The organism is Luteimonas sp. WGS1318 (genome assembly GCF_043187535.1).
Classification (GTDB): Bacteria; Pseudomonadota; Gammaproteobacteria; order Xanthomonadales; family Xanthomonadaceae; genus Luteimonas.
The window spans coordinates 1,761,778-1,783,627 of record NZ_CP171131.1; the positions used below are offsets into that span (position 1 = coordinate 1,761,778).

The 21,850-nt window shown below is 65.0% G+C and carries 20 protein-coding genes and 2 tRNA genes; 18 read left to right on the forward strand and 4 right to left on the reverse strand.

Annotated elements, in window-relative coordinates:
* Positions 1-390 precede the first annotated feature (390 nt).
* The 5 genes from ACF3M1_RS08120 (at position 391) to ACF3M1_RS08140 (ending at position 3,936) form a co-directional block, all read left to right on the forward strand.
* Complete coding sequence (locus ACF3M1_RS08120; RefSeq protein ID WP_394005062.1) at positions 391-774, forward strand: helix-turn-helix domain-containing protein; 384 nt, start codon at positions 391-393, stop codon at positions 772-774.
* Positions 771-2,078 (forward strand): type II toxin-antitoxin system HipA family toxin, encoded by a 1,308-nt coding sequence (locus tag ACF3M1_RS08125; protein ID WP_394005063.1) that lies wholly within the window; start codon positions 771-773, stop codon positions 2,076-2,078. The genes ACF3M1_RS08120 and ACF3M1_RS08125 overlap by 4 nt, the downstream gene beginning before the upstream one ends.
* Positions 2,079-2,266: 188 nt before the next feature.
* On the forward strand, positions 2,267-2,593 hold the full coding sequence (locus ACF3M1_RS08130) for a hypothetical protein (protein ID WP_394005064.1): 327 nt from the start codon (positions 2,267-2,269) through the stop codon (positions 2,591-2,593).
* A 288-nt stretch (positions 2,594-2,881) separates the two neighbouring features.
* Positions 2,882-3,406 carry a hemerythrin domain-containing protein gene (locus ACF3M1_RS08135; RefSeq protein WP_394005065.1) on the forward strand — a complete coding sequence of 175 codons (525 nt, stop codon included), beginning with the start codon at positions 2,882-2,884 and terminating at the stop codon, positions 3,404-3,406.
* Between the two features lie 356 nt (positions 3,407-3,762).
* Positions 3,763-3,936: a hypothetical protein gene (locus ACF3M1_RS08140; protein ID WP_394005066.1), complete on the forward strand. Its 174-nt coding sequence runs from the start codon at positions 3,763-3,765 to the stop codon at positions 3,934-3,936.
* 109 nt (positions 3,937-4,045) lie between these two features.
* On the opposite strand, the gene ACF3M1_RS08145 is transcribed toward ACF3M1_RS08140, so the two are convergent.
* Positions 4,046-5,143: a branched-chain amino acid aminotransferase gene (locus ACF3M1_RS08145; protein ID WP_394005067.1), complete on the reverse strand. Its 1,098-nt coding sequence runs from the start codon at positions 5,141-5,143 to the stop codon at positions 4,046-4,048.
* A gap of 308 nt (positions 5,144-5,451) precedes the next feature.
* On the opposite strand from ACF3M1_RS08145, the gene ACF3M1_RS08150 reads away from it, so the two are divergent.
* The 4 genes from ACF3M1_RS08150 (at position 5,452) to tadA (ending at position 8,360) form a co-directional block, all read left to right on the forward strand.
* Positions 5,452-5,646: a DUF2256 domain-containing protein gene (locus tag ACF3M1_RS08150; protein ID WP_394005068.1), complete on the forward strand. Its 195-nt coding sequence runs from the start codon at positions 5,452-5,454 to the stop codon at positions 5,644-5,646.
* A complete protein-coding gene (locus tag ACF3M1_RS08155; RefSeq protein ID WP_394005069.1) occupies positions 5,639-7,222 on the forward strand; it encodes a cryptochrome/photolyase family protein in 1,584 nt (527 codons plus the stop codon). The genes ACF3M1_RS08150 and ACF3M1_RS08155 overlap by 8 nt, the downstream gene beginning before the upstream one ends.
* A 73-nt stretch (positions 7,223-7,295) precedes the next feature.
* The gene (locus ACF3M1_RS08160) at positions 7,296-7,853 is read left to right on the forward strand and encodes an NADPH-dependent FMN reductase (RefSeq protein WP_394005070.1); all 558 of its coding nucleotides are present in this window, start codon (positions 7,296-7,298) and stop codon (positions 7,851-7,853) included.
* A gap of 6 nt (positions 7,854-7,859) precedes the next feature.
* On the forward strand, positions 7,860-8,360 hold the full coding sequence (gene tadA / locus ACF3M1_RS08165; RefSeq protein ID WP_394005071.1) for a tRNA adenosine(34) deaminase TadA: 501 nt from the start codon (positions 7,860-7,862) through the stop codon (positions 8,358-8,360).
* A gap of 8 nt (positions 8,361-8,368) precedes the next feature.
* Here the strand turns inward: tadA and ACF3M1_RS08170 are convergent, their stop codons facing one another.
* Positions 8,369-8,854, reverse strand: coding sequence for a DUF2721 domain-containing protein (locus tag ACF3M1_RS08170; protein WP_394005072.1), 486 nt, complete (start codon positions 8,852-8,854; stop codon positions 8,369-8,371).
* 81 nt (positions 8,855-8,935) lie between these two features.
* On the opposite strand from ACF3M1_RS08170, the gene orn reads away from it, so the two are divergent.
* A complete protein-coding gene (gene orn / locus ACF3M1_RS08175) occupies positions 8,936-9,496 on the forward strand; it encodes an oligoribonuclease (protein WP_394005073.1) in 561 nt (186 codons plus the stop codon).
* Positions 9,497-9,524: 28 nt separating this feature from the next.
* On the opposite strand, the gene ACF3M1_RS08180 is transcribed toward orn, so the two are convergent.
* Entirely contained in the window at positions 9,525-10,406 is an 882-nt protein-coding gene (locus ACF3M1_RS08180) for a mechanosensitive ion channel family protein (protein ID WP_394005074.1), read from the reverse strand.
* 127 nt (positions 10,407-10,533) lie between these two features.
* Complete coding sequence (gene ppsA, locus ACF3M1_RS08185; RefSeq protein ID WP_394005075.1) at positions 10,534-12,918, reverse strand: phosphoenolpyruvate synthase; 2,385 nt, start codon at positions 12,916-12,918, stop codon at positions 10,534-10,536.
* 111 nt (positions 12,919-13,029) lie between these two features.
* On the opposite strand from ppsA, the gene ACF3M1_RS08190 reads away from it, so the two are divergent.
* The 8 genes from ACF3M1_RS08190 to ACF3M1_RS08225 all read left to right on the forward strand — a co-directional run bounded on the left by ACF3M1_RS08190 (position 13,030) and on the right by ACF3M1_RS08225 (position 21,085).
* Positions 13,030-13,851, forward strand: a complete 822-nt coding sequence (locus ACF3M1_RS08190) for a pyruvate, water dikinase regulatory protein (protein WP_394005076.1) — start codon at positions 13,030-13,032, stop codon at positions 13,849-13,851.
* Positions 13,852-13,937: 86 nt separating this feature from the next.
* Positions 13,938-14,444 carry a DUF1249 domain-containing protein gene (locus ACF3M1_RS08195; protein ID WP_394005077.1) on the forward strand — a complete coding sequence of 169 codons (507 nt, stop codon included), beginning with the start codon at positions 13,938-13,940 and terminating at the stop codon, positions 14,442-14,444.
* A gap of 93 nt (positions 14,445-14,537) precedes the next feature.
* Positions 14,538-14,613: transfer RNA gene (locus tag ACF3M1_RS08200), tRNA-Ala, on the forward strand.
* A gap of 59 nt (positions 14,614-14,672) precedes the next feature.
* Positions 14,673-14,748, forward strand: a tRNA-Glu gene (locus tag ACF3M1_RS08205).
* A gap of 950 nt (positions 14,749-15,698) precedes the next feature.
* Positions 15,699-17,825, forward strand: a complete 2,127-nt coding sequence (locus tag ACF3M1_RS08210) for a M3 family metallopeptidase (protein WP_394005078.1) — start codon at positions 15,699-15,701, stop codon at positions 17,823-17,825.
* A 58-nt stretch (positions 17,826-17,883) separates the two neighbouring features.
* Positions 17,884-18,081 carry a hypothetical protein gene (locus tag ACF3M1_RS08215; protein ID WP_394005079.1) on the forward strand — a complete coding sequence of 66 codons (198 nt, stop codon included), beginning with the start codon at positions 17,884-17,886 and terminating at the stop codon, positions 18,079-18,081.
* 392 nt (positions 18,082-18,473) lie between these two features.
* Positions 18,474-20,201, forward strand: a complete 1,728-nt coding sequence (locus ACF3M1_RS08220; RefSeq protein ID WP_394005080.1) for a Mu transposase C-terminal domain-containing protein — start codon at positions 18,474-18,476, stop codon at positions 20,199-20,201.
* On the forward strand, positions 20,198-21,085 hold the full coding sequence (locus ACF3M1_RS08225; RefSeq protein ID WP_394005081.1) for a TniB family NTP-binding protein: 888 nt from the start codon (positions 20,198-20,200) through the stop codon (positions 21,083-21,085). The genes ACF3M1_RS08220 and ACF3M1_RS08225 overlap by 4 nt, the downstream gene beginning before the upstream one ends.
* The last annotated feature ends 765 nt before the right edge of the window (positions 21,086-21,850 follow it).

Sequence of the window (21,850 nt, forward strand, 5' to 3'; positions counted from 1 at the left end):
GAGTTGTACGTCTTCGCACGGCCAGCGCAGCGATGTGCGCTCGGGCGCCTTCGAGCGGCATTGGCGGGTCTAACGGATGCGAACCGATCCGAAAGGCATCGTGACGATCCGCTGCGTGAAGTGGTCACGTTGGATGCGATGCCGGCTGAGATAGATGCCGCATGTCGACGGCAGGACGCTCTTGGCGCGCTCGACGCGTCCGCGGTGGGTCTGGACATGGTGGCGTCAGCGGATCGTTGCGCGGCCTTGGTCCCAGAAATATTTAGGGCTCTTATCTGAGCTCTTGACAAATAAAAATCCTATAAGGGGTCATAAATGATCTCTTGACATAATTAACTAAAAGATCTTATATGATCTCAAAGACGCGATTTCGCGCTCAAGGGTTCTGATATGAGCCGTTATCTAGAAAACGCGACGGCATCACCCGAGGCCGTCCAGCGCGCGCTCGGCGCGCGGCTGGCCGGTCTGCGGCTGGGCCGCAACCTGACCCAGGCGCATCTGGCCCGGGAGGCCGGGGCGTCGGTCAGCAGCATCAAGCGCCTCGAGGCGGGTGAGAACACCTCGGTGAATACGTTGTTGCGGGTGCTCGCGGTGCTCGGCCTGGACGGGCGCTTGCTGGACAGCCTGCCGGATCCCGCCGTGCGGCCGGTCGAGCGGGTCCGGCACGGAGGCCGCGAGCGTCGCCGTGCGCGCGACACGCAGGCGACGCCCAAGGCGACGGACTGGGCCTGGGGTGACGACGGCGATGGCGACGCCGAGGAGACGGGCGCGTGACCGATGCGACCGTACGGCTCTGGGGGCGCGATATCGGCGCGGTGAGCTGGCTCGCCGATCGCGGGGTCGCGGCGTTCCAGTACATGCCGGAATTCATCGACAGCGGCATCCAGCTGGCGCCGGTGGAGATGCCGCTGCGTGAAGAACCCTACGAGTTTCCGGGCCTGCCCCGGGAGGCCTTCAAGGGGCTGCCCGGGATGCTGGCCGACGCATTGCCGGACAAGTTCGGCAATGCGCTGATCGATGCCTGGCTGGTGGCGCAGGGCCGGGCGGCCGGCCGTTTCAATCCGGTCGAGCGGCTGTGCTACATCGGCACCCGCGGCATGGGCGCGCTCGAGTTCCATCCGATGCTGGCCGGCGTGGCGGGGCGATCGCGCCCGGTCGACATCGATGCGCTCACGCGGCTGGCGAATGACGTACTCAATCACCGCGGGCAACTGGCCGGCGTGCTGGGCGGCGAGGACGACCAGGAAGCGCTGGAGGACATCCTGCGCGTGGGGACCTCGGCCGGCGGTGCGCGCGCCAAGGCGATCCTGGCCTGGAACCCGCAGAGCGGGGAGTTCCGCTCCGGGCAGGTCAAGGCGGGGGAGGGGTTCTCGTACTGGCTGCTGAAGTTCGACGGCATTTCCGGCAATCGCGACAAGGAACTGGCCGATCCCCAGGGCTTCGGCTTGGTGGAGTACGGCTTCCACCTGCTGGCCGTGGCCGCCGGGATCGACATGAGCGAATGCCGCATCCACCGCGAGGGCGGGCGGGCGCACTTCATGACCCGTCGCTTCGACCGCAGTGCCAGCGGCCGCAAGTTGCACATGCAGTCGCTGGCGGCGATGCGGCATTTCGATTTCAATGCGGCCGGCGCCTACTCGTACGAGCAGGCCGTGGAGACCATTCGCAGGCTGGGGCTGCCGGCGCTCGATGTCGAACAGCAGTTCCGCCGTGCGGTGTTGAACGTGTTGATCCGCAATCAGGACGACCACGTCAAGAACATCGCCTTCCTGATGAACCGTGCGGGCGAGTGGCGGCTGTCGCCGGCCTTCGACGTGAGCTACGCCTACAACCCGGACGGCAGCTGGACCCACCAGCACCAGATGAGCCTCAACGGCAAGCGCGATCATTTCGAGCTCGATGATCTGGTGCGGTTCGGCGTGTTCTGCGGCTTCAAGCCCCCGCGGGCGCGGGCGGTGATCGACGAGGTCCATGCGCAGGTCGGCCAGTGGCTGCGGTTCGCCGAGCAGGCAGGGGTCGACGAGCGCATGGCGGCGGCGATCCAGCGCAGCCTACGGCTGGGCCTCGTCGGCCGATGACGGCCCACACCGCTCCGGCGGTCTGTTCACCCGTCCATGTGACGCTGCGGGCCTCTGAGGAACGACGTCCCAGTAGGGATAACCGTTCCAGGTTCACTTTCTGTCGTTGGACCGAGTGACAAGCGGGGCGGGGCGGGTCGCCTGTGCCGTCCGGCACGGGGTTTGCATGGAAGCCCGGTGATCTGTTTTTGAGCATCCAGATGCCGCACCCCGCGCAATCCACCGTCATCGCCGGCCCCTGGACGGTCCAGCCCCATGTGCCGGCCCGCCGGACGCCCGAGCGTCGCGGAGCCGCGCAGCCAGCGGACGTCGTCCAACTGCGCGAAGGCCTGACGCCGCCGCAGCTCGTCACGATGGACGCGCTGGAGATCTTCGGCTGGCGGCTGGCATTCGTTCGCCGGCCCCTGTTCCAGACACCGATTCCGGTGCTGTTCGACCGGGAAGGCACGCGCCACGTCGTGATCCGTGATGACGGCACCCTGGACGAGCAGCCGGTGTTGAAGCTGCGCGGCTGAGGCCCACCCGCAGCGTTCACTGGCACGCGTTGCGCGCGATCTGGACGGCAGGGGCTTTCCTCGCGGGCGCAGATCTCTCGTGCGTCGTCGGAAGATGCCGACCGCCTGTCTCGGCCACGGCAGCGGCCGAACGCGATCACGCGCGGCCGGTTCTACGAAGCGTGGCGGGCGTTTGATGCTTTGCCCTGCATCTTTCGCACAGGCGCCGCGGAGGCGACGGGCGGCCTTCACGACGTCCGCGTCTTGTCCGCGCTTTGCTCGGCCTCCCGCCAGCCAGGAGCCAGCCCCATGCGCGACATCCTCAAGACCCTTGCCAATGAGCACAAGCAGCTCAAAACGCTGTTCGAGCAGATCAATGCCACGACGGACCGGGCCGAGAAGAAGCGGACGGAACTGCTGGAGAAGATCGAAGCGAACCTGATTCCGCATGCGAAGTGGGAGGAGCTGGTGTTCTACCCGGCGTTCGCCGAGCGCGCCTCGCACGAGCAACTGCTGCAGCATGCCGAAGCCATCCAGGAGCATCGGGCCGTCGAGCTGACGGTGTTGCCGGATCTGCACGCCTCCGACAAGACGTCGCGCCAGTTCGCAGGCTCGGTGAAGGTGCTGGCGGAATTCATCACCCACCACGCGGATGAAGAAGAGAAGGAAATGTTCAAGGCCGCGCGTCAGCTGTTCACCGCCGAGGAGCTGGCCGAGATGGACGAGGCCTACGAGGCCTGGAAGGCCTCGCCGGTTGCAGCCGGGCTGACCTTCCACGCCAAGGCGAAGGCGGCGCTGAAGTCGATCGTTCGGAATCCGAAAGCGCCCGGCTGATCGCGCGCCGCGAGCGGCGAGGGGAGTGAGGCGCGGGGAGGCCACTCGGGCGATCGTCGTGCCGCACTGCCAGCCGGTCGCATCGCGATGAGATGGGGCTCGGGATCAGCCGATGCAGGCGTGTCGATCGAGCCGGTGCGTCGTAGCGGGCGCTGATGCTTCGGTAGGCCTCGCCGGGGGCGCATCGCGTCGCAGGTCGGTGCGAGCATGGCGGTCGACACGCACTTGGTCCCATGGGCCACCGCGATGGCCCGCCAAGCGAGGCAAAGGCCGGCAGTGCGACACTCTGCCGCATGGCGGTCGCCGCCGCGCAGCCCCATCTCAGGCGGGGCCAATCCCTGGCCCGGAAATCTCCCATGTACGACTGGTTCCCCATCGTCTTCATCGTGTTCAAGGTCGTCGTGCTGGGCACGGGCATGTTCTACGCCATCAAGTGGCATCACGATCAGGCGAAGAAAGACGCGCGCGAGAAACAGGAGCAGGAGGCGCGGGACGCCCAGCGCCGGGAGGACGACGCCGGCGGGCCCTGAGCGTTGCGGGCGGTCGGCGTGATGCCTTCGTGCGACAGCGCCCGACCACCGACTCCATCAAAAACGGCCCGCACTGCGGGCCGTTCCGGTGTCGGCTGGAGACCGTGGCTCACACCAGGCGCGTCAGCCAGCCGTGGCGGTCCGGCACGCGGCCGTACTGGATGTCGAGCAGGTCCTTGCGGATCGCCATGGTCACTTCGCCCGGTTGCGCCTCCGCATCGCCCACGCTGAAATCGTGACCCTTGAGCACGCCGATCGGCGAGATGCTGGCCGCGGTGCCGCAGGCGAAGACCTCGGCGATCTCGCCCGAGCGCACGCCTTCGATCCATTCGCTGATCTCGACGCGGCGCTCGGTCACGGTGTGGCCGCGGTCGCGCAGCAGCTGGATCACGCTGTCGCGGGTGATGCCTTCGAGGATGCTGCCGGTGAGCGCCGGCGTGACCACGCTGCCGTCCTTCTGCACCAGGAACACGTTCATGCCGCCGAGTTCCTCGACGTACGTGCCGGTTTCCGCATCGAGGAACAGCACCTGCGCGCACTCGTTGGCGACGGCCTCGCGCTGCGGCAGCAGGGACGCGGCGTAGTTGCCGCCGCACTTGGCCGAGCCGGTGCCCCCGCGGCCGGCGCGGGCGTAGTCGCGCGACAGCCAGATCGAGACCGGCTTGATGCCGCCCTTGAAGTAGACGCCGGCAGGGCTGGCGATCACGTAGTAGGCGACGCGGCGGGCCGGGCGCACGCCGAGGAAATCCTCGTTCGCGATCATGAAGGGCCGGATGTACAGGCTGGACTCGCCGCCGCCCGGCACCCAGTTCTGGTCGGTGTGCACCAGCTGGCGGATCGATTCGACGAACAGGTCCACCGGCAGTTCCGGCAGCGCCATGCGGCGGGCGGAATGCTGCAGGCGGCGGCCGTTGGCGTCGGGACGAAAGGTCCAGATGGAGCCGTCGGCATGGCGGAAGGCCTTCATGCCTTCGAAGATCTCCTGGCCGTAATGCAGCACCGCGGCAGCCGGCGAGAACGTCAACGGGCCGTAGGGCCGCACGTGGGCATCGTGCCAGCCGGCCTCGACGGTCCAGTCGATGGCGACCATGTGGTCGGTGAAGTGCGTGCCGAAGCCGGGATCGGCGAGGATCTTCTCGCGGTCGGCCTGCTGGCGCGCCTGCTGCGAAGGGACGATGCGGAAGGTGTGGATCGGCTCGGTGGTCATGCGGCGCGGCTCGGATATGGAGGGCGTGGACGGCTGCGGCGCCACCGGCGTCCTGCACGGCGTCGCCCAGCGTCGGGTGGACGTGGATGGTACCGGCGATGCCGCCCAGCGTCGCGTTCAGCGCCATTGCCGGGCATGCATTGGCGGCGTGGCGGGCGACGCGTGTCCGCGTACGGGCGGATGCCGGCGGTCGTCCACGCGGGCACGCGAGGGCAGGGCGGCAGCACAGCGTGGCCATCCACTGTGCGCGCACGGCCACGCTGTGCATCATGGCGGCGCTCCCCCGGCCGGGGGCTCCGGATCCGCCCATGGCGCCTACCCGCAATCGCGATTTCGCAGGCAACAAGTCCTATCTGCCCAGCAAGCCCTGCGCGGTCTGCGGCCGCACGATGACCTGGCGCCGCGCCTGGGCGAAGACCTGGGACGAGGTGCGCTACTGCTCCGAGCGCTGCCGGCGCAACAAGGCCGCGGCGGGGGCGGCCGATCCCGCACGCGATGGCTGAGCCTGCGGTCCGCCATCTGGTCGTCGTATTGGGCGACCAGCTCGACCCGTCGGCGGCCGCATTCGACGGCTGCGATCCCGCGCACGATGCGATCTGGATGGCCGAAGTCGACGACGAGTCCACCCACGTCTGGTCGACGAAGACACGCACCGCGCTGTTCCTGAGCGCGATGCGCCACTTCGCGCAGGACGCGCGCGCCGTGGGCTGGAGGGTGCATTACCGGGCCTTGGACGAGGCGGAGAATCGCGGCGCCCTGGGCGCCGAACTGGCTGCGGCGATCACCCGGCTGCGCCCGCAGACCGTCCGGATGACCGCGCCTGGCGACTGGCGCGTGCTGCAGATGCTGCGGGATACCGCGACGGCCGCCGACGTGCCGCTGGTCATCGAGCCGGACCGGCACTTCTACTGCGACGTCCGCGCGTTCGCGGCGTGGGCGCGCGATCAGCCGGAACTGCGGCTGGAGTCGTTCTATCGCCATCTGCGCCGCCGGCATCATGTGCTGATGGACGGCGATGCGCCGGCCGGCGGCCGCTGGAACTTCGATACCGAAAACCGCGCGCCGTTCGATGCGCAGGGGCCGGGCGCGATTCCGCCGCCGCCGCAGGTGGAGCCCGATGCGATCACCCGCGAGGTGCTCGATCTGGTGCGCACGCGCTTCGCCGATCATCCCGGCGGGCTGGACCACTTCGCATGGCCGGTCACCCGCGCGCAGGCGTTGCACGCGCTGGCACGGTTCGTCGACGAGCGCCTGCCGGCCTTCGGCCACTGGCAGGATGCGCTGTGGCCCGAGGCGCCCTGGCTGTGGCATTCGCAGCTCGCGTCGGCGTTGAACCTCAAGTTGCTGGCTCCGCGCGAGGTGGTCGACGCGGTGGAAGCCGCGTGGCGCGCGGGCCGCGTCCCGCTGGCGGCGGCCGAGGGCTACATCCGCCAGATCCTCGGCTGGCGCGAGTACGTGCGTGGGGTGTACTGGACGCAGATGCCGCGCTACGCGCAGGCCAATGCGCTGCAGGCCACCGGCGATCTGCCCGGCTTCTACTGGACCGGCGATGCGCCGATGCCGTGCCTGGCCGACGCCCTGCGCCAGACGCTCGACCTCGGCTACGCCCACCACATCCAGCGGCTGATGGTCATCGGCCTGTACGCGCAGCTGCTGGGGGTGGCGCCGGCGCAGGTGCATCGCTGGTTTCTCGCCGTGTACGTGGATGCGGTGGAGTGGGTGGAAATGCCGAACGTGCTCGGCATGAGCCAGTTCGCCGATGGCGGGCTGATGAGCAGCAAGCCCTACATCGCCAGCGGGCGCTACATCGAGCGCATGAGCGCGGGCAGCTACTGCCGGCGGTGTCCGTTCGACCCCGGCCAACGCACCGGGCCGCAGGCCTGTCCGTACACGCGTCTGTACTGGGATTTCATGCTGCGCCACGAAGCGCTGCTGGCGGCGAATCCGCGCACGCGGCTGCAGGTGCGCGCGCTCGAGCGTCTGGATGCGCACGAGCGCGCGACGATCCGTCGGGAATCCGACCAGTGGCGTGCGGACCCGTCGCAGCGCGGAGACGTGATGCCCGCGACGGCGGACTGAGATCGGGCGTGTGCGGTAAAGTCGCCGCGAGCGGCGGCGTGGTGTCGCGCGCCACGGCCTGCGGACCTCCTCGATGCCCCGGATTCTCGGTATTTCCGGCAGCCTGCGCGCTGCGTCGTACAACACCGGCCTGCTGCGCGCTGCCCGGGACGCGGCGGGCGAGGGCGTGACGATCGACGTGGCCACGCTGCACGGCATCCCGCTGTACGACGGCGATGTGGAAGCCCGCGACGGCATTCCCGAGGCGGTCGAGGCGCTGAAGGCGCGGGTACTCGGCAGCGATGGCCTGCTGCTGGTCACGCCCGAGTACAACAACGGCATCCCCGGCGTGTTCAAGAACGCGATCGACTGGCTGTCGCGTCCCGGCAGCGGCATTCCCGCGCTGTTCGGCGACCGGCCCGTCGCGGTCATCGGTGCATCACCGGGCGGCTTCGGCACGATCCTCGCGCAGAACGCCTGGCTGCCGGTGCTGCGCACGCTCGGCTGCCGGCACTGGGCCGGCGGTCGCCTGCTGGTTTCACGCGCCGGCCAGGCCTTCGATCCCGACGGCACGCTGCAGGACGAGAAGGTGCGCGGGCAGTTGGCGGCGTTCGTCGCGGCGTATGCCGCGGACATCCAGGCTTCGCGCTGAGCCGTCATGTCGTCGTTGCCGATCGCGCCTCCGTCCCCCGACCTCGAACGCGCCTGGATGCAGCGTGCACTCGCGCTGGCCGAGCGTGCGATGCGCGAAGACGACGAGATTCCGGTTGGCGCGCTGGTGATCGATGCCGACGGGGCGGTGATCGGCGAGGGCTGGAACCGCAACATCGCCGAGCATGATCCGAGTGCGCACGCCGAGATCGTGGCGATGCGTCATGCGGGGCGCGCGCTCGGCAACCACCGGCTGGTCGGCTGCACGCTGGTGGTGACGCTGGAGCCCTGCGCGATGTGCGCGATGGCGATGGTGCACGCGCGGATCGCGCGTGTGGTGTTCGGCGCGCATGACCCGAAGACCGGCGCGGCCGGCAGCGTGTTCGACGTGCTCGGCGATCCGCGGCACAACCATCGGGTCGAGGTCAGCGGCGGCGTGCTCGCCGACGTGGCGGGCCCGATGTTGACCAATTACTTCCGGCGCAAGCGCGGTCTGCCGCCGCGCTGACGGCGCGCTCAGATCAGCGGGCTGCGCCGGTTGGCCTTGCGGTGCGCGTCGTCCATTTCCTCGTTGACCGCATGCACCGCCATCGAGGCCTCGCGGGCCAGCAGCAGGCTGGCGGCGAACATCGCCAGCACGCCCAGCGCGGCGAGGATGGTCGGGGCGACGACGAAGCGGTGGTCGAGAAACGAATCGCCGGCGACGCTGAGGCTGGTGCCGACGAAACAGGTGATCGCCACGTAGAGCAACTGGCTGCCGCGCAGGATGATGCGGCTGCGTCGACGCTGCAGCGCGATGCGCGCTTCGAGAATCGTGCGGTCGTCGGGGTCGCTACCGTCGTCATCGGCGAGGTCGCGCAGCAGTGAACGCGTGCGGTCGATCACGCGCGCCAGCCGTGCGTTGGCCGATGCGAGCAGCGACGCGGTGGCGGTGAGGAAGAACGCCGGCGCGAGCATCGCCGTCAGGATCGCGTAGTGGTTCATCTCGGGACTGGACAGCATCTGGGCTGGGAACACTGCAGGGCCAGGCAACGGAATCGACTGGGATATCATGCGCCGTCACGACCACGAACGCGAACGACCATGACGGAGACACTCGGCGACGGCAGGCTGATCTGGATCGATCTGGAGATGACCGGACTCGACACCGATCACGACAGGATTCTCGAGATCGCGACCATCGTCACCGATGCGCAATTGAACGTGCTCGCCGAAGGGCCGGAGCTCGCGATCGCCCAGTCGCTCGACACGCTGGAGGCGATGGACGACTGGAACCGCAGCCAGCACAGCCGCTCGGGCCTGTGGCGCCGCTCGCTCGAAGAGGGCGTGGGTCTGGCCGAAGCCGAGGCGCGGACGCTGGACTTCCTGGCCCAGTGGGTCTCTCCGCGGCGCTCGCCGATGTGCGGCAACTCGATCTGCCAAGACCGCCGGTTCCTGCACCGGCAGATGCCGGCGCTGGAGAAGTTCTTCCACTACCGCAACGTGGACGTGTCGACGATCAAGGAGCTGGCGCGGCGCTGGGCACCGCAGGTGATCGGCGGCTTCACCAAGCACTCCGCACACACCGCGCTCAGCGACGTGCGCGATTCGATCGACGAGCTGCGCCATTACCGGCGCGCGATGGGGCCGCTGTCGGGGCTTTGATATCGCCCCGCCAGCGTGCGGCGGCGGCTCAGGCTGCCGCGTCGTTGGACGCCGGGACGTCTGCGCGCGGGGCCGGCAGTGACGCCCGCTCGCCGTCGCGATCGTAGAGATACAGGTGCGTGTCGCGCTGCGGATACGGGATGTTGATGCCCGCCGCGTCGTAGGCGACCTTGATGCGTTCGAGCAGCGTGGTCTTGGTGCCGAACCAGTCCGAGGCCTTGACGAAACAGCGGATGCCGAGATTCACCGCGTTGTCGCCGAGCTCGTAGACCACCGCATCGGCGCCGGGCTCGTCGAGCACGCGCGGATCGGCGCGTACCTGTTCCAGGGCGACGCTGCGCGCCTTGTCGATGTCGTCGCCGTAGCCGATGCCGATCACCAGCTCGACGCGGCGGATGCCCTGGGTCGTCAGGTTGGTGATCACCGCCGAGGTGATCAGGTTGTTGGGGATGGTGTGCAGCTGCTTGTCCGGGCCTTCGATCACGCTCTGGAAGATGCGCACTTCACGCACGGTGCCGGTCTGGCCGGCGGCCGTGACCACATCACCGACGTGGAACGGACGCAGGGTCACCAGCATCACGCCCGAGGCGATGTTCGACAGCGAATCCTTGAGGGCCAGGCCGATCGCAAGGCCGGCGGTGCCGATGACCGCGAGCAGCGGCGCGGTCTGCACGCCGAGCGTGCCGAGTGCGACCACGACCACGATCACCACTGCGGCGATGTAGGCGATGTTGCGCAGGAAGTTGCCCAGCATCGGATCGAAGCCGAAGCGGGTAAGGGCGGCCGGCACCATGCCGGTGAGCCGCCGCGCGAGCCACATGCCGATCAGCATCACGGCGGCCGCTTTCAGCAGCGTCGGTCCCCACAGCACCAGCAGCTGGTTCCAGTGCACGTTCTCGAATTGCAACACGGCCGTTCTCCGTCGATGGGTTGGCGGTGGGCCTGCGCGATGCGACCCGGAAAAACACGAAGCCCCGCCGGAGCGGGGCTCGTGGACCGCGTCAGACTGGCCGACGCGGCATTAAGCGGACGTCGTCTCAGGCGCCGGATTGCTTCGCCTTCGACTTCGCGAGCTTCAACCAGGTGTCGACGACGGTATCGGGATTGAGCGACACCGACTCGATACCTTCATCCATCAGCCACTGCGCGAGATCCGGATGGTCGCTGGGGCCCTGGCCGCAGATGCCGACGTACTTGCCCTTCGCGCGCGCGGCCTGGATCGCCATCGACAGCAGCTTCTTGACCGCCGGGTCGCGTTCGTCGAACAGGTGGGCGACGATCGACGAGTCGCGGTCCAGGCCCAGGGTGAGCTGGGTGAGATCGTTGGAGCCGATCGAGAAGCCGTCGAAGATGTCGAGGAATTCGTCGGCCATCAGCGCGTTCGACGGCACCTCGCACATCATGATGATCTTGAGCCCGGCCTCGCCCTGCTTGAGGCCGTTGGCCTCCAGCACCTCGACGACCTTGCGGCCTTCGTCCAGCGTGCGCACGAACGGGATCATCACCCACAGGTTGGTCAGGCCCATGTCGTTGCGGACCTTGAGCACGGCCTTGCATTCGAGCGCGAACGCGTCCGAGAACGAGGGATCGACATAGCGGCTGGCGCCGCGGAAGCCGATCATCGGGTTCTCTTCTTCGGGCTCGTAGCGCGTGCCGCCGATGAGGTTGGCGTACTCGTTGGACTTGAAGTCCGACAGGCGCACGATCACCGGGTTCGGCGCGACCGACGCGGTCAGCGTCGCGATGCCTTCGGCCAGGCGGTCGACGTAGAAGCTGACCGGATCGGCATAGCCGCGGGTCTTCTCGTCGATCTTCTTCTTGATGTCGGCATCCTGCTTGTCGTACTCGAGCAGGGCCTTGGGATGCACGCCGATGTGTGCGGCGATGATCATCTCCAAGCGCGCCAGGCCGATGCCGGCATTGGGCAGCTGGCCGAAGTCGAATGCGCGCTCGGGGTTGGCGACATTCATCATGATCTTCAACGGCGCTTCGGGCATCGACGACAGATCGGTGGTGATGCGCTCGAACTCGAGGATGCCGTCGTAGATGTAGCCGGTGTCGCCCTCGGCGCAGCTGACGGTGACGTCCTTGCCGTCCTCGATCAGGTCCAGCGCGTTGCCGGTGCCGACCACGGCCGGCACGCCCAGCTCACGCGCGATGATCGCCGCGTGGCAGGTGCGGCCGCCGCGGTTGGTGACGATGGCCGAGGCGCGCTTCATCACCGGCTCCCAGTCGGGATCGGTCATGTCGGCGACGAGGACGTCACCGGGCTGCACGCGGCTCATGTCGTCCAGCGAACGCACGACGCGTGCGACGCCGGCGCCGATCTTCTGGCCGATCGCACGGCCTTCGGCCACGACGTCGCCGCGGGCGCCGAGATGGAAACGCTCCATCTGCGTGGCCTTGGCGCGCGACTTCACCGTTTCCGGGCGCGCCTGCACGATGAACAGCTTGCCGCTGACGCCGTCCTTCGCCCACTCGATGTCCATCGGACGCTCGTAGTGCTTTTCGATCGTCAGCGCCTGGCGCGCGAGCTCGTGCACGTCCTCATCGGTGATCGAGAAGGTGTGGCGCAGCTCGGTCGGCGTGTCTTCGGTGCGCACGCGCTCGCCGGGCGAATCGGAATAGACCATGCGCAGCTGCTTGCTGCCGATCGAGCGGCGCAGGATCGCCGGCAGGCCCTTGGCCAGCGTGGGCTTGTAGACGTAGAACTCGTCCGGATTCACCGCGCCCTGGACCACCATCTCGCCGAGACCGAAGCTCGAGGTGATGAAGACCACATCGCGGAAGCCCGATTCGGTGTCCAGCGTGAACAGCACGCCGGATGCGCCGACGTCGGAGCGCACCATCAGCTGCACGCCCGACGACAGGAACACGTCTTCGTGCTTGAAACCGTGGTGCACGCGGTAGGCGATCGCGCGGTCGTTGTAGAGCGACGCGAAGACTTCCTTGACCTTGACCACCACGTCGTCGGCGCCGGTGACGTTGAGGAACGTCTCCTGCTGGCCGGCGAACGAGGCATCGGGCAGGTCTTCGGCGGTGGCCGACGAACGCACGGCCACGGCGACATCGCCGCCGCCGTTCTCTGCAGCCAGTTTTTCGTAGGCGGCGCGGATGTCGGCATCCAGATCGGGCTGCAGCGGCGCATCGATCACCCAGCCGCGGATCTCCTTGCCGGCCGCAGTCAACGCGGCGACATCCTCGACATCGAGCGGCGCCAGGCGGTCGAAGATGCGCTGGTGCAGGTCGTTGTGGGCGATGAACGCCTTGAACGCATCGGCCGTGGTGGCGAATCCGCCGGGCACGGACACGCCCAGCTTGGCGAGGTTGCCGATCATTTCGCCGAGGGACGAATTCTTGCCACCGACCTGGGCGAGGTCGGTCAGACGCAGGTCATGCAGCCACAGGATGTTGGCGCTCAAGAGGAAACTCCGTGTCGCGTGGATCGAGGGGATGACCGGGCAGGCCCGGTATGGAACGGTTATTTTAGCCTTCCCGGGCGCGAAGGCGCTCGTCGCACGACCGGAACCCGCATGTCCGCCACGCGCCCCGTGTTCTATGTCTCCGATGGCACCGGTATCACCGCCGAAACCATCGGCCACAGTCTGTTGACGCAGTTCAGCGGCACGCAGTTCAGCACCAACCGCATTCCGTTCGTCGACAGCATCGAACGCGCACGCGAGGTGGCGGCGTTGATCCGGGCGCGCGGTGAGGCGATGGGCGTGCGGCCGATCGTCATCAGCTCCTGCGTCGACCAGAACTTGGCGCTGGCGCTGGGGGAGAGCGGGGCACTGGTGCTCGACGTCTTCGCGCCGTTCATCGAGCCGCTGGAACGCGAACTGCTCGAATCGCGCGAATCACGCGTGGGCCGCGCCCACGGCATGGTCGATTTCGACACCTATCACCGGCGCATCAACGCGATGAACTTCGCGCTGACCCACGACGACGGCATGTCGGTGGACTACGACGAAGCCGACGTGATCCTCGTCGCCGTGTCGCGCGCGGGCAAGACGCCGACCTGCGTGTATCTGGCGCTGCATCACGGCGTGCGCGCGGCGAACTACCCGCTGACCGAAGAGGACCTGGAGCACGACCGTCTGCCGCCGAGGCTGCGTGCGCATCGCGCCAAGCTGTTCGGGCTGACCATCGATCCGGTGCGCCTGGCCCAGATCCGCCAGGAGCGCAGGCCGAATTCGCGTTACGCCAAGCTCGAGACCTGCAAGAGCGAGGTGGTCGCGGCCGAGGCGCTGTTCCGTGCCGAGCGCATTCCGGTGCTGAGCACCACCAACACGTCGATCGAAGAGATCTCCAGCAAGGTGATGTCGACGCTGGGGATCGAGCGCGTCATGTACTGAGGCGCGGTGCGCCCGCCATCGTGGGCGCCGCGGGCGGGCAGCGTCAATGCCTGCCGGGTTCATTCGCGGCGATGTAGCATCGGTCCATGCAGAACGTATTGACCCGCCGTCCGCGCCTGCCCGCCCTGGGGCGGTTCGGCTGGCTGATGGCGCTGTATGCGGAAAATCACGGCCGTCTCACCCGGTTGTTCGATCCCGGAAAATTGGCGCCTGGGCGCTATCTGTCGGAGGTCGACGGGGCGCTGTCGGTGCGCCTGGACGTGCTGGCCCAGCATGCCTACACCACCGAATTGCGCCTGAGCTACACGATGCTCGACCCGGCCACCGGCGAGCCGGACCCGTCCGCGTACCTGCGCCTGTACCGGGATGCCGGCCAGGTGGAGGCCACGCATTGCTATGTGGGACGGCGCTGGCAGGACGTGATCGGCATGTTTCCGCCGCCGACGGAAGTCGTCGATCACCGCATGCGCATGAACACCTTCCTCGGCAAGTGGCTCCAGTATCTGCACGACCAGGGCCATGGGCTTGCAACGTTGCGCGGAAATCCGGATGATGCGCGGCTCGATCGCAGCGAGGCCGGCGCCAACGGCTGACGTTCCCCGGAACGAATCGATGCGAACGTGGGAACCACGAAATTCTGTTGACGTTGCCGATACGGAACACTACAATTTCGCGCTCCCAAACGTGGGGCCATAGCTCAGCTGGGAGAGCGCCTGCATGGCATGCAGGAGGTCGGCGGTTCGATCCCGCCTGGCTCCACCACAATTTGTCCGATGGTCGTAACGGCCTGATCATCGGAATGACGCAAGACGGTTTTCTGCGTCCCCATCGTCTAGAGGCCTAGGACACCACCCTTTCACGGTGGACACCGGGGTTCGAATCCCCGTGGGGACGCCACTTTTCACGCAGACGGGCAGCTCGCAAGGGCTGCCCGTTTTGCGTTATGAGCGTTTGGAAAGCGGCGACGGGCCCGTCGGCAAGGTGGCATCTGTCCCGTCGGTACAGCGGATGCGAGTGATCAGGCGTCCATGCAACGCCGGCACGACCATTCGTGACTGACGCTTGCGGCGCCACGATTTCCCAGCCGAATGTCCGATTCCGCCTTTGTAGGAGCGCGCTGGCGCGCGACGGGTCGTTGGCGCGGTAACACCCGTCGCGCGTCAGCGCGCTCTTACGGGCGTGGTCTGAAAGGGCAGTAGTCGGCACACAGTGCGCGTACCACAGGTTGGACGACCACCTGCCGCTTGATCCGTTCTTGTGTAGGAGCGCGCTCGCGCGCGAACGTCTGGCACCGCGGCAATGCCCCATCGCGCGCGAGCGCGCTCCTACGGATCGGTGGAGCCATATCCGGGAGACACCGCCACGCGGCGGCCCCAATCGCTTGGCGGGTTGCACAGGTCGGAGCGGTCGACACGTGCGAATCGCGCTTCTGTAGGAGCGCGCTCGCGCGCGATCGGTTGGACGGCGCGGTAACGCCTCATCGCGCGCAAGCGCGCTCCTACAGAAGCGGTGGGCCAGCGCTCGACAAGCCCCGTCACCTGGTGTCCGCACATCGCCTCTGCGCGTTGCGCAGGTCGGAGTGGCCGAAACGGTCAAGCGTCGCGTTGCTGTAGGAGCGCGCTTGCGCGCGATCAGTTGGGCGCGGCGCAAAAAAGCCATCGCGAGCCAGCGCGCTCCTACTGGGAGCTGATCGCGGAGCGGGGCGGTTGGACGCGCACGTGCCACTGCATCCCGCGTCACCTCCGCATAGCCCCGCGCGCGTCGAATGTTATAGATTCACAGGAATACCCGTCGGTCCGCGATGTCGGATCGATACCACTCGAGACGTCCAGCTTCGGAGCAATACTATGGTTCTACGTGCGTGCCTTCTGTCCACCGCGATCGCGGCGACGCTTCTGGCCAGCAGCCTGCCGAGCGCAGCGCAATCCGTCGAAACACGTGCGGAACAGGCCGCCAATCCGCTGACGACGGCATGGGACACCCCCGATGGGGTGCCGCCGTACGACCGCATCCGGCCCGAGCATTACGAGCCGGCGTTCGACCTGGCGATCGCCGAGGCGCGTGCAGAGAGCCAGCGCATCGCCAACGATCCGGCGGCGCCGACATTCGAGAACACCATCGAGGCGATGGAGCGTGCAGGGCGCCAGCTGGCCCGCGTCTCGAGCACCTTCTTCACCGTGGCCTCGGCCGACGCGACGCCGGCTAATCAGGCGATCCAGAAGAACGTGGCGCCGAAGCTCGCGCGCCTGTCCAACGAGACCATGCTCGACCAGGCGCTGTTCCAGCGCGTGGACACGCTTTACACCACGCGTGCGCAGCTGGGGCTGACGCCGGAGCAGACGCGTCTGCTCGAAGAAACCCACCGCCGATTCGTGCGCGCGGGCGCGGCGCTGTCGCCCGAGGCGCGCACGCGCGTCGCCGCGATCAACGAGGAACTCGCCAACCTGGGCGTCGCGTTCGGTCAGAAGCTGCTCGCCGACCAGAAGGCCAACGACGTGCTGCTGAGCGCGGCCGAGATCGAAGGCCTGCCGGCCGACCAGACGAGTGCCGCGGCGGCGGCGGCCGAAGCCGCCGGCAAGCCCGGGCAGTACCTGTTCCCGGCGACGCGTTCGGCCGCCGAGCCGTTCCTGACCGCGGCGCCGAACCGTGAGGCACGCGAGAAGATCTGGCGTGCCTTCACGTTCCGCGGCGACAACAACAACGCCAACAACACCAGCGAGGAAATCACCAGGCTCGTCACGCTGCGCATCGAGCGCGCCGAGCTGATGGGCGCGCCGAGCCACGCGGATTACGTGCTCCAGGACTCGATGGCCAAGACCACCGACGCCGCGATGGAGTTGCTGACGGCGGTGTACCAGCCGGCCCTGGTGCGCGCGCAGGAAGAACTGCGCGACATCGAAGCGCTGGCCGAGAAGGGCGGCGTCACCGATGTCCAGCCCTGGGACTGGCGCTATTACGCCGAGCAGGTGCGCCGCGAGCGTTTCGCGCTCGACGAGGGCGAGGTCAAGCAGTACATGCCGCTCGACGGCATCGTCGCTGCGATGTTCGAAACCACGCAGAAGCTGTTCGGCCTGACCGCGCACGAGCGCACCGACGTTCCGGTGTATGCCGATGGCGTGCGGGTGTTCGAGATCCGCGAAGCCGACGGCCAGAAAATCGGCCTGTTCTATGCCGACTGGTTCGCACGGCCGACCAAGCGCCCGGGTGCGTGGATGAACAGCATCCGTGTGCCCAATGGTCTGCTCGGCGACAGCCCGATCGTCGTCAACAACCAGAACATCACGCCGCCGGCGAGCGGCGAACGGGCGCTGATCTCACTGGACGAGGCGCAGACCCTGTTCCACGAGTTCGGTCACGGCCTGCACGGCCTGCTGTCGACGGCGCGCTATCCGAGCCTGTCGGGCACGGCCGTGCCGCGTGACTTCGTCGAATTCCCGTCGCAGGTGTACGAGCACTGGATCACCGAGCCGACGATTCTCCGCGCGCATGCCCGCAATGCCGCCGGCGAGCCGATGCCCGAACCGATGCTCGAGGCACTGCTGAAGGCGCAGACCTTCAACCAGGGCTTCCTGACCGTGCAGCAGCTCTCGTCGGCAATTCTGGACATGCGCCTGCACCAGATGACCGAGCTGCCGCAGGACTTCGAAGCGCGCACATGGGAAGCCGCGCAGCTGCGCGAGCTGGGCGTGCCGGAGGAGATCGGCATGCGGCACCGGCTGCCGCACTTCAGCCACATCTTCGACGGCGGCTATTCGGCGAGCTACTACGCCTACACCTGGGCCGAGGCGATGGACGCGGACGGCTTCGACGCGTTCAAGGAAGCCGGCAACGTGTTCGATCCGGAGCTCGCTGCCAAGCTGCGCCGCGAGGTCTACGAGGTCGGCAACACCCGTGACCCGGCCGAAAGCTACGAGGCGTTCCGCGGCCGCATGCCGACCGCCGACGCGCTGCTGCGCAACCGCGGGCTGAAGTAACACCGGCGTTGTTCGCCGAGGCGTGAGGCGAGGGCGATCCGGTGAGCCGGATCGTCCGATGCTCGCCGCGCAGCAAGGTCAGCGGGTGTTGAATGTCGGGCCGGTCGAGCGTGGCCGGCCCGATTTTCAGAGGCGCCTTGTATCCGGTGACCGCGGGCTGATCCTGGAGTGCTGGATTTCCGCTGACGCCAGTCACCAGGGCGAAGTGCAGATGCCTGCGAACCATGTCGACCGTGAGCGCAGCAAGTGCGCGTAAGCGCGCAGGTCAAGACTGGATCGGTAGTTCGCTTCGCGAGGGTCATCTCTGACCAGAACCGACGCAGCGTCCGTTTCAAGAACTGATGAAGCCATCCAGGCGATGCGGCATACCTGTCGGGCAGACGCGCTCGTGCCAGGCTGACCAAGCTCTTTTAAATCAGTAGGTTGCGTTGTATAGGGATCGTCCGCCTCAAGTGTTCAGCAGCGTTTGATAGCGAAAAGACACGAACCTCTCCGTTTCTTCACTTCGGTGACACGATCTTTGGCTTAGACCTGTCTGCTCGTTCAGGTGAAGTGTCCATGCCTCCGGCCCGTGGGGTAAGCAGATCGCCGCCACCGATTCAGATACGAGTTGGAGAGGTTCTCGTATGTGATGGAAGGGCTGTGCGCGTGGCAGAGATCAAGAGCTCGTCGTGCATCCGTGCTGTGGTCTGTGGGACCAACGAATGCCTCTGGACAAGAGCGGGTGACCTGAGGCCTTTTGCAGGCGAGCGCTCCCAGAAGAAGCGAATCCCAGCTGCCGACGAAGAACAAGACAAGATAGCGCTAGCTTGGTCAAAGCATCTGGCGCTCCTGCCGGCACGAGGCGGAGCAACGCCTGCACAAAAGGCGTCCATTGCAGTTGAAATGGGTGTAAGCGTACGCACCGTCGCGCGCCGGTACTCGGCATTCAGGCAAAATCCATCGCCTGCCTCACAGATAAACTCGATCCCCGGACCGACACCTGGTACGAGATACCTAGGTCCTGAGATAGAACGAATTATAGATGAGGCCTATCTAGCGTTTTACCTAAGACCAGAAAGACCAAGCCTGAACAGCTTCCATCAATACGTTAGGGTCATATGTCAGAGAGCAGGATTAAGCGCGCCAGACCATCGTACTCTGGCAAATCGTATATCACACAAGAATCCGCTTGAGCGCCAACGAAAACGATTTGGAAATGAAGAAGGTGACGCGCTCCAGAAGGCTGCCGTGTACGGAATTACAGTTGAAGCGCCGCTGGAAGTAGTTCAAGTTGACCACGCTGTTGTTGACGTGATGGTGGTCGAAACTAGCACGCGGAAAGAGATTGGTAGGCCCTGGATTACGCTCGCAATCGACGTACTCACCAGGTCCATCGTCGGATGGTATCTATCACTTGATGATCCAAACCAGACTGCAGTTGACCTCTGTATAGAGCACGCATGCTTCCCTAAGGAAGAATGGCTCGAAGAGATTGGCGTCAAAAGCTCGTATCCGGTGTTCGGCGTTCCACAAAGTTTCCATTGGGATAGAGGAAAAACGTTTCAAGCGACCGGTATAAGAACGCAATGCGAGCGTCGCGGTATATCTGTGAATTCGAGACCGGTCCGCAAGCCACACTACGGCGCTTTCATCGAGAGATATATAGGGACATTTATGGGGCAGGTGCACTTGCTGCCAGGCACTACGTTCTCAAACTCGAAGCAACGTAGAGCATACAAGTCTCAGAAGCTCGCATGTATGAATATGCGGGAGCTCCAAAAGTGGGTCGCGAACGAAATATGTTGGCGATACTTCAACACTCCTCACAAAGGACTTGGAGATGTAACGCCTTCTAAGGCATGGTCGCAGGCTTGGTTGACCGAGGATGGACAAGTTGCGTTGCCGCGCATTGTAAGTGATCGGAGAGAGTTCGTCCTTGGATTCCTGCCATACAAGAATCGAGTGGTGGGTCGTCAGGGAATCGAGATCAATGGACTACGGTACTGGGACCCGGCACTGGTACCGCTTATAAACAGCAAAAATAAGTACAGGGTCTACTTCCGTCAGGACAATGTTTCGATTGTCTGGCTCGAAATCGATGGCGCCTTCATTGACGTCCCAACATCAGTCCGCGGCTTGCCATCTTGCTCTCTTCGTGAGTTGCGAGAAGCGAAATCTATACTGAGGGCGGGAGGTACAGATGCGAAAGCTTGCGCAGATCTTCTCGAAGCCATAGAGGCAAAGCGCCAGATTGAAGACGACGCAATACGAACTTCACGAAAGGCGCGAAGGAAAATTGAGTCTCGAAAGGAGGCAGTGACCAACGTAAAAAAGGCAATCGACTATTCCGTAGCCGCTCAACCATTGGATCCCAAGCTTGGGCTGGTCCGATGAACCATTCCGACTCTCTTTCTAGCCGGACCTCTGCCGCCTTGCAAATGGGCGTCGAGGAGCGTTGTGCAGCCATCAAAGAGTTCGAGTTCATTCCAACCTCCGAGGCGATTGCTGCGCTCCAGTGGCTTAGCTACCTGCGCAGGCACGAGGCCGGCTCTGATAGACCACGAGGAATACATATTGTTGCGGCGCCAGGCATGGGGAAATCAAGAATTCTACGCCACTATGCTGGTCAAAATCTTCCTAATAGTCGTGACGACCGCGGGATTCTACGGAAGTCAGTTGTACTTTGTGAGATACCTGAAGCAGGTGATCTGACGTCAGTGAGATACGCGATTATAAAAGGCTGCCTTCCTGGTATAGGGCAGAGGACATCGTTTCGCACTGTTGATGTGGAGGAGGCTCTCGCGGCCGTTGGATGTACTCAGCTGCTTCTCGATGAGTTCGGAAATGTTCTCAACTCAGGTAGATCCGCCCAACAGCGATCTCTAGCCCTTGTTAGACACCTCGTAAATATAGGGATAACTGTCGGAATAGCTACAACTGAAAGACTGCGTACAGCGATATCTACAGATGAATCTCTAAACTCCAGGTTCAAAGTCGCAAGAATAACTGAATGGGGTGAGGATGAGCAGTTCAGGTCGTTTTTAGCTGGTGTTGAGCGCCAATTGCCGTTTAAATATCCTTCGCGCCTACATTCAGAATCATTCGTCAGTTGGTTTTCCGGCCATAAAGTTTCTTCGACGGCCAAGATTCTTAACGTTATAAAAGATGCAAGTTGCAGGGCGATTAGAAGGGGCGCTGACAACCTGCATATTGATGATCTTAAGGAAGAGCCCCACCTGCGCGTGCCACCTGACGTGTTCGAAAAGGCAACGATGTGAGTACAATCGCTGATCTCCCAGTGTGGCCGGAAGCGTACCCTAATGAGTCGCGCAAGAGCTGGCTAGATGCCGCCCAGCATGCGTCAGGTCTTAACGTGAATCTTTGGGAGCACTGGTTGGGGGGGAGTGCGGAAGAGCCCGAAAAATCAAGATTATCTGGAGATCTTGAGTGGTTAGGATTTCCGGTGCTGCTAGGTGATGTAACAGGAATACCGATCGCCTGGCGAGTCGAAGCGCGGTACAGGCGCCTTACCTGCCCATCCTGTAAAATTTCCGAACTTTCTTGTACTAGATTTCCCACCAATACTAACTGGATTGATTGCCGGAATTTCATTTGCGAGACGCACCACCTCGTTCTGCAGGAATTTCATTGCGATACCACCTCAGAACCCACAGGCGAGATGCTCATCTCGGCGCAGATTGCGCGCGATTGGAAGAACTCGGTAGATGGTTCCCCAAGTGCAAATCTTAAGCGAGATCTGGCTCAACTATTCTATAGAAACTGGCATCCGTACCCCGATGTGCCTGCATGTGCCGAGCTTGCCTGGGAGTTAGCTCATGAATACAATCTAAGAAAAACGATTCCGGTGCTGCCCCCATTTTTACCGACGAGAATTGGCTCGCTACCGGCGGCCTGTCGAATCGCGGCATTGCTTCTCGCCTTTCGTGGGTATAAAGCTTTAATTACTGATCCAGCGTTTAGGCCGCCAGCTCCAGAGCTCGCTGTTAATTGGTTTAGGAGCAGGTGGCCGTCCATTCGGTTAT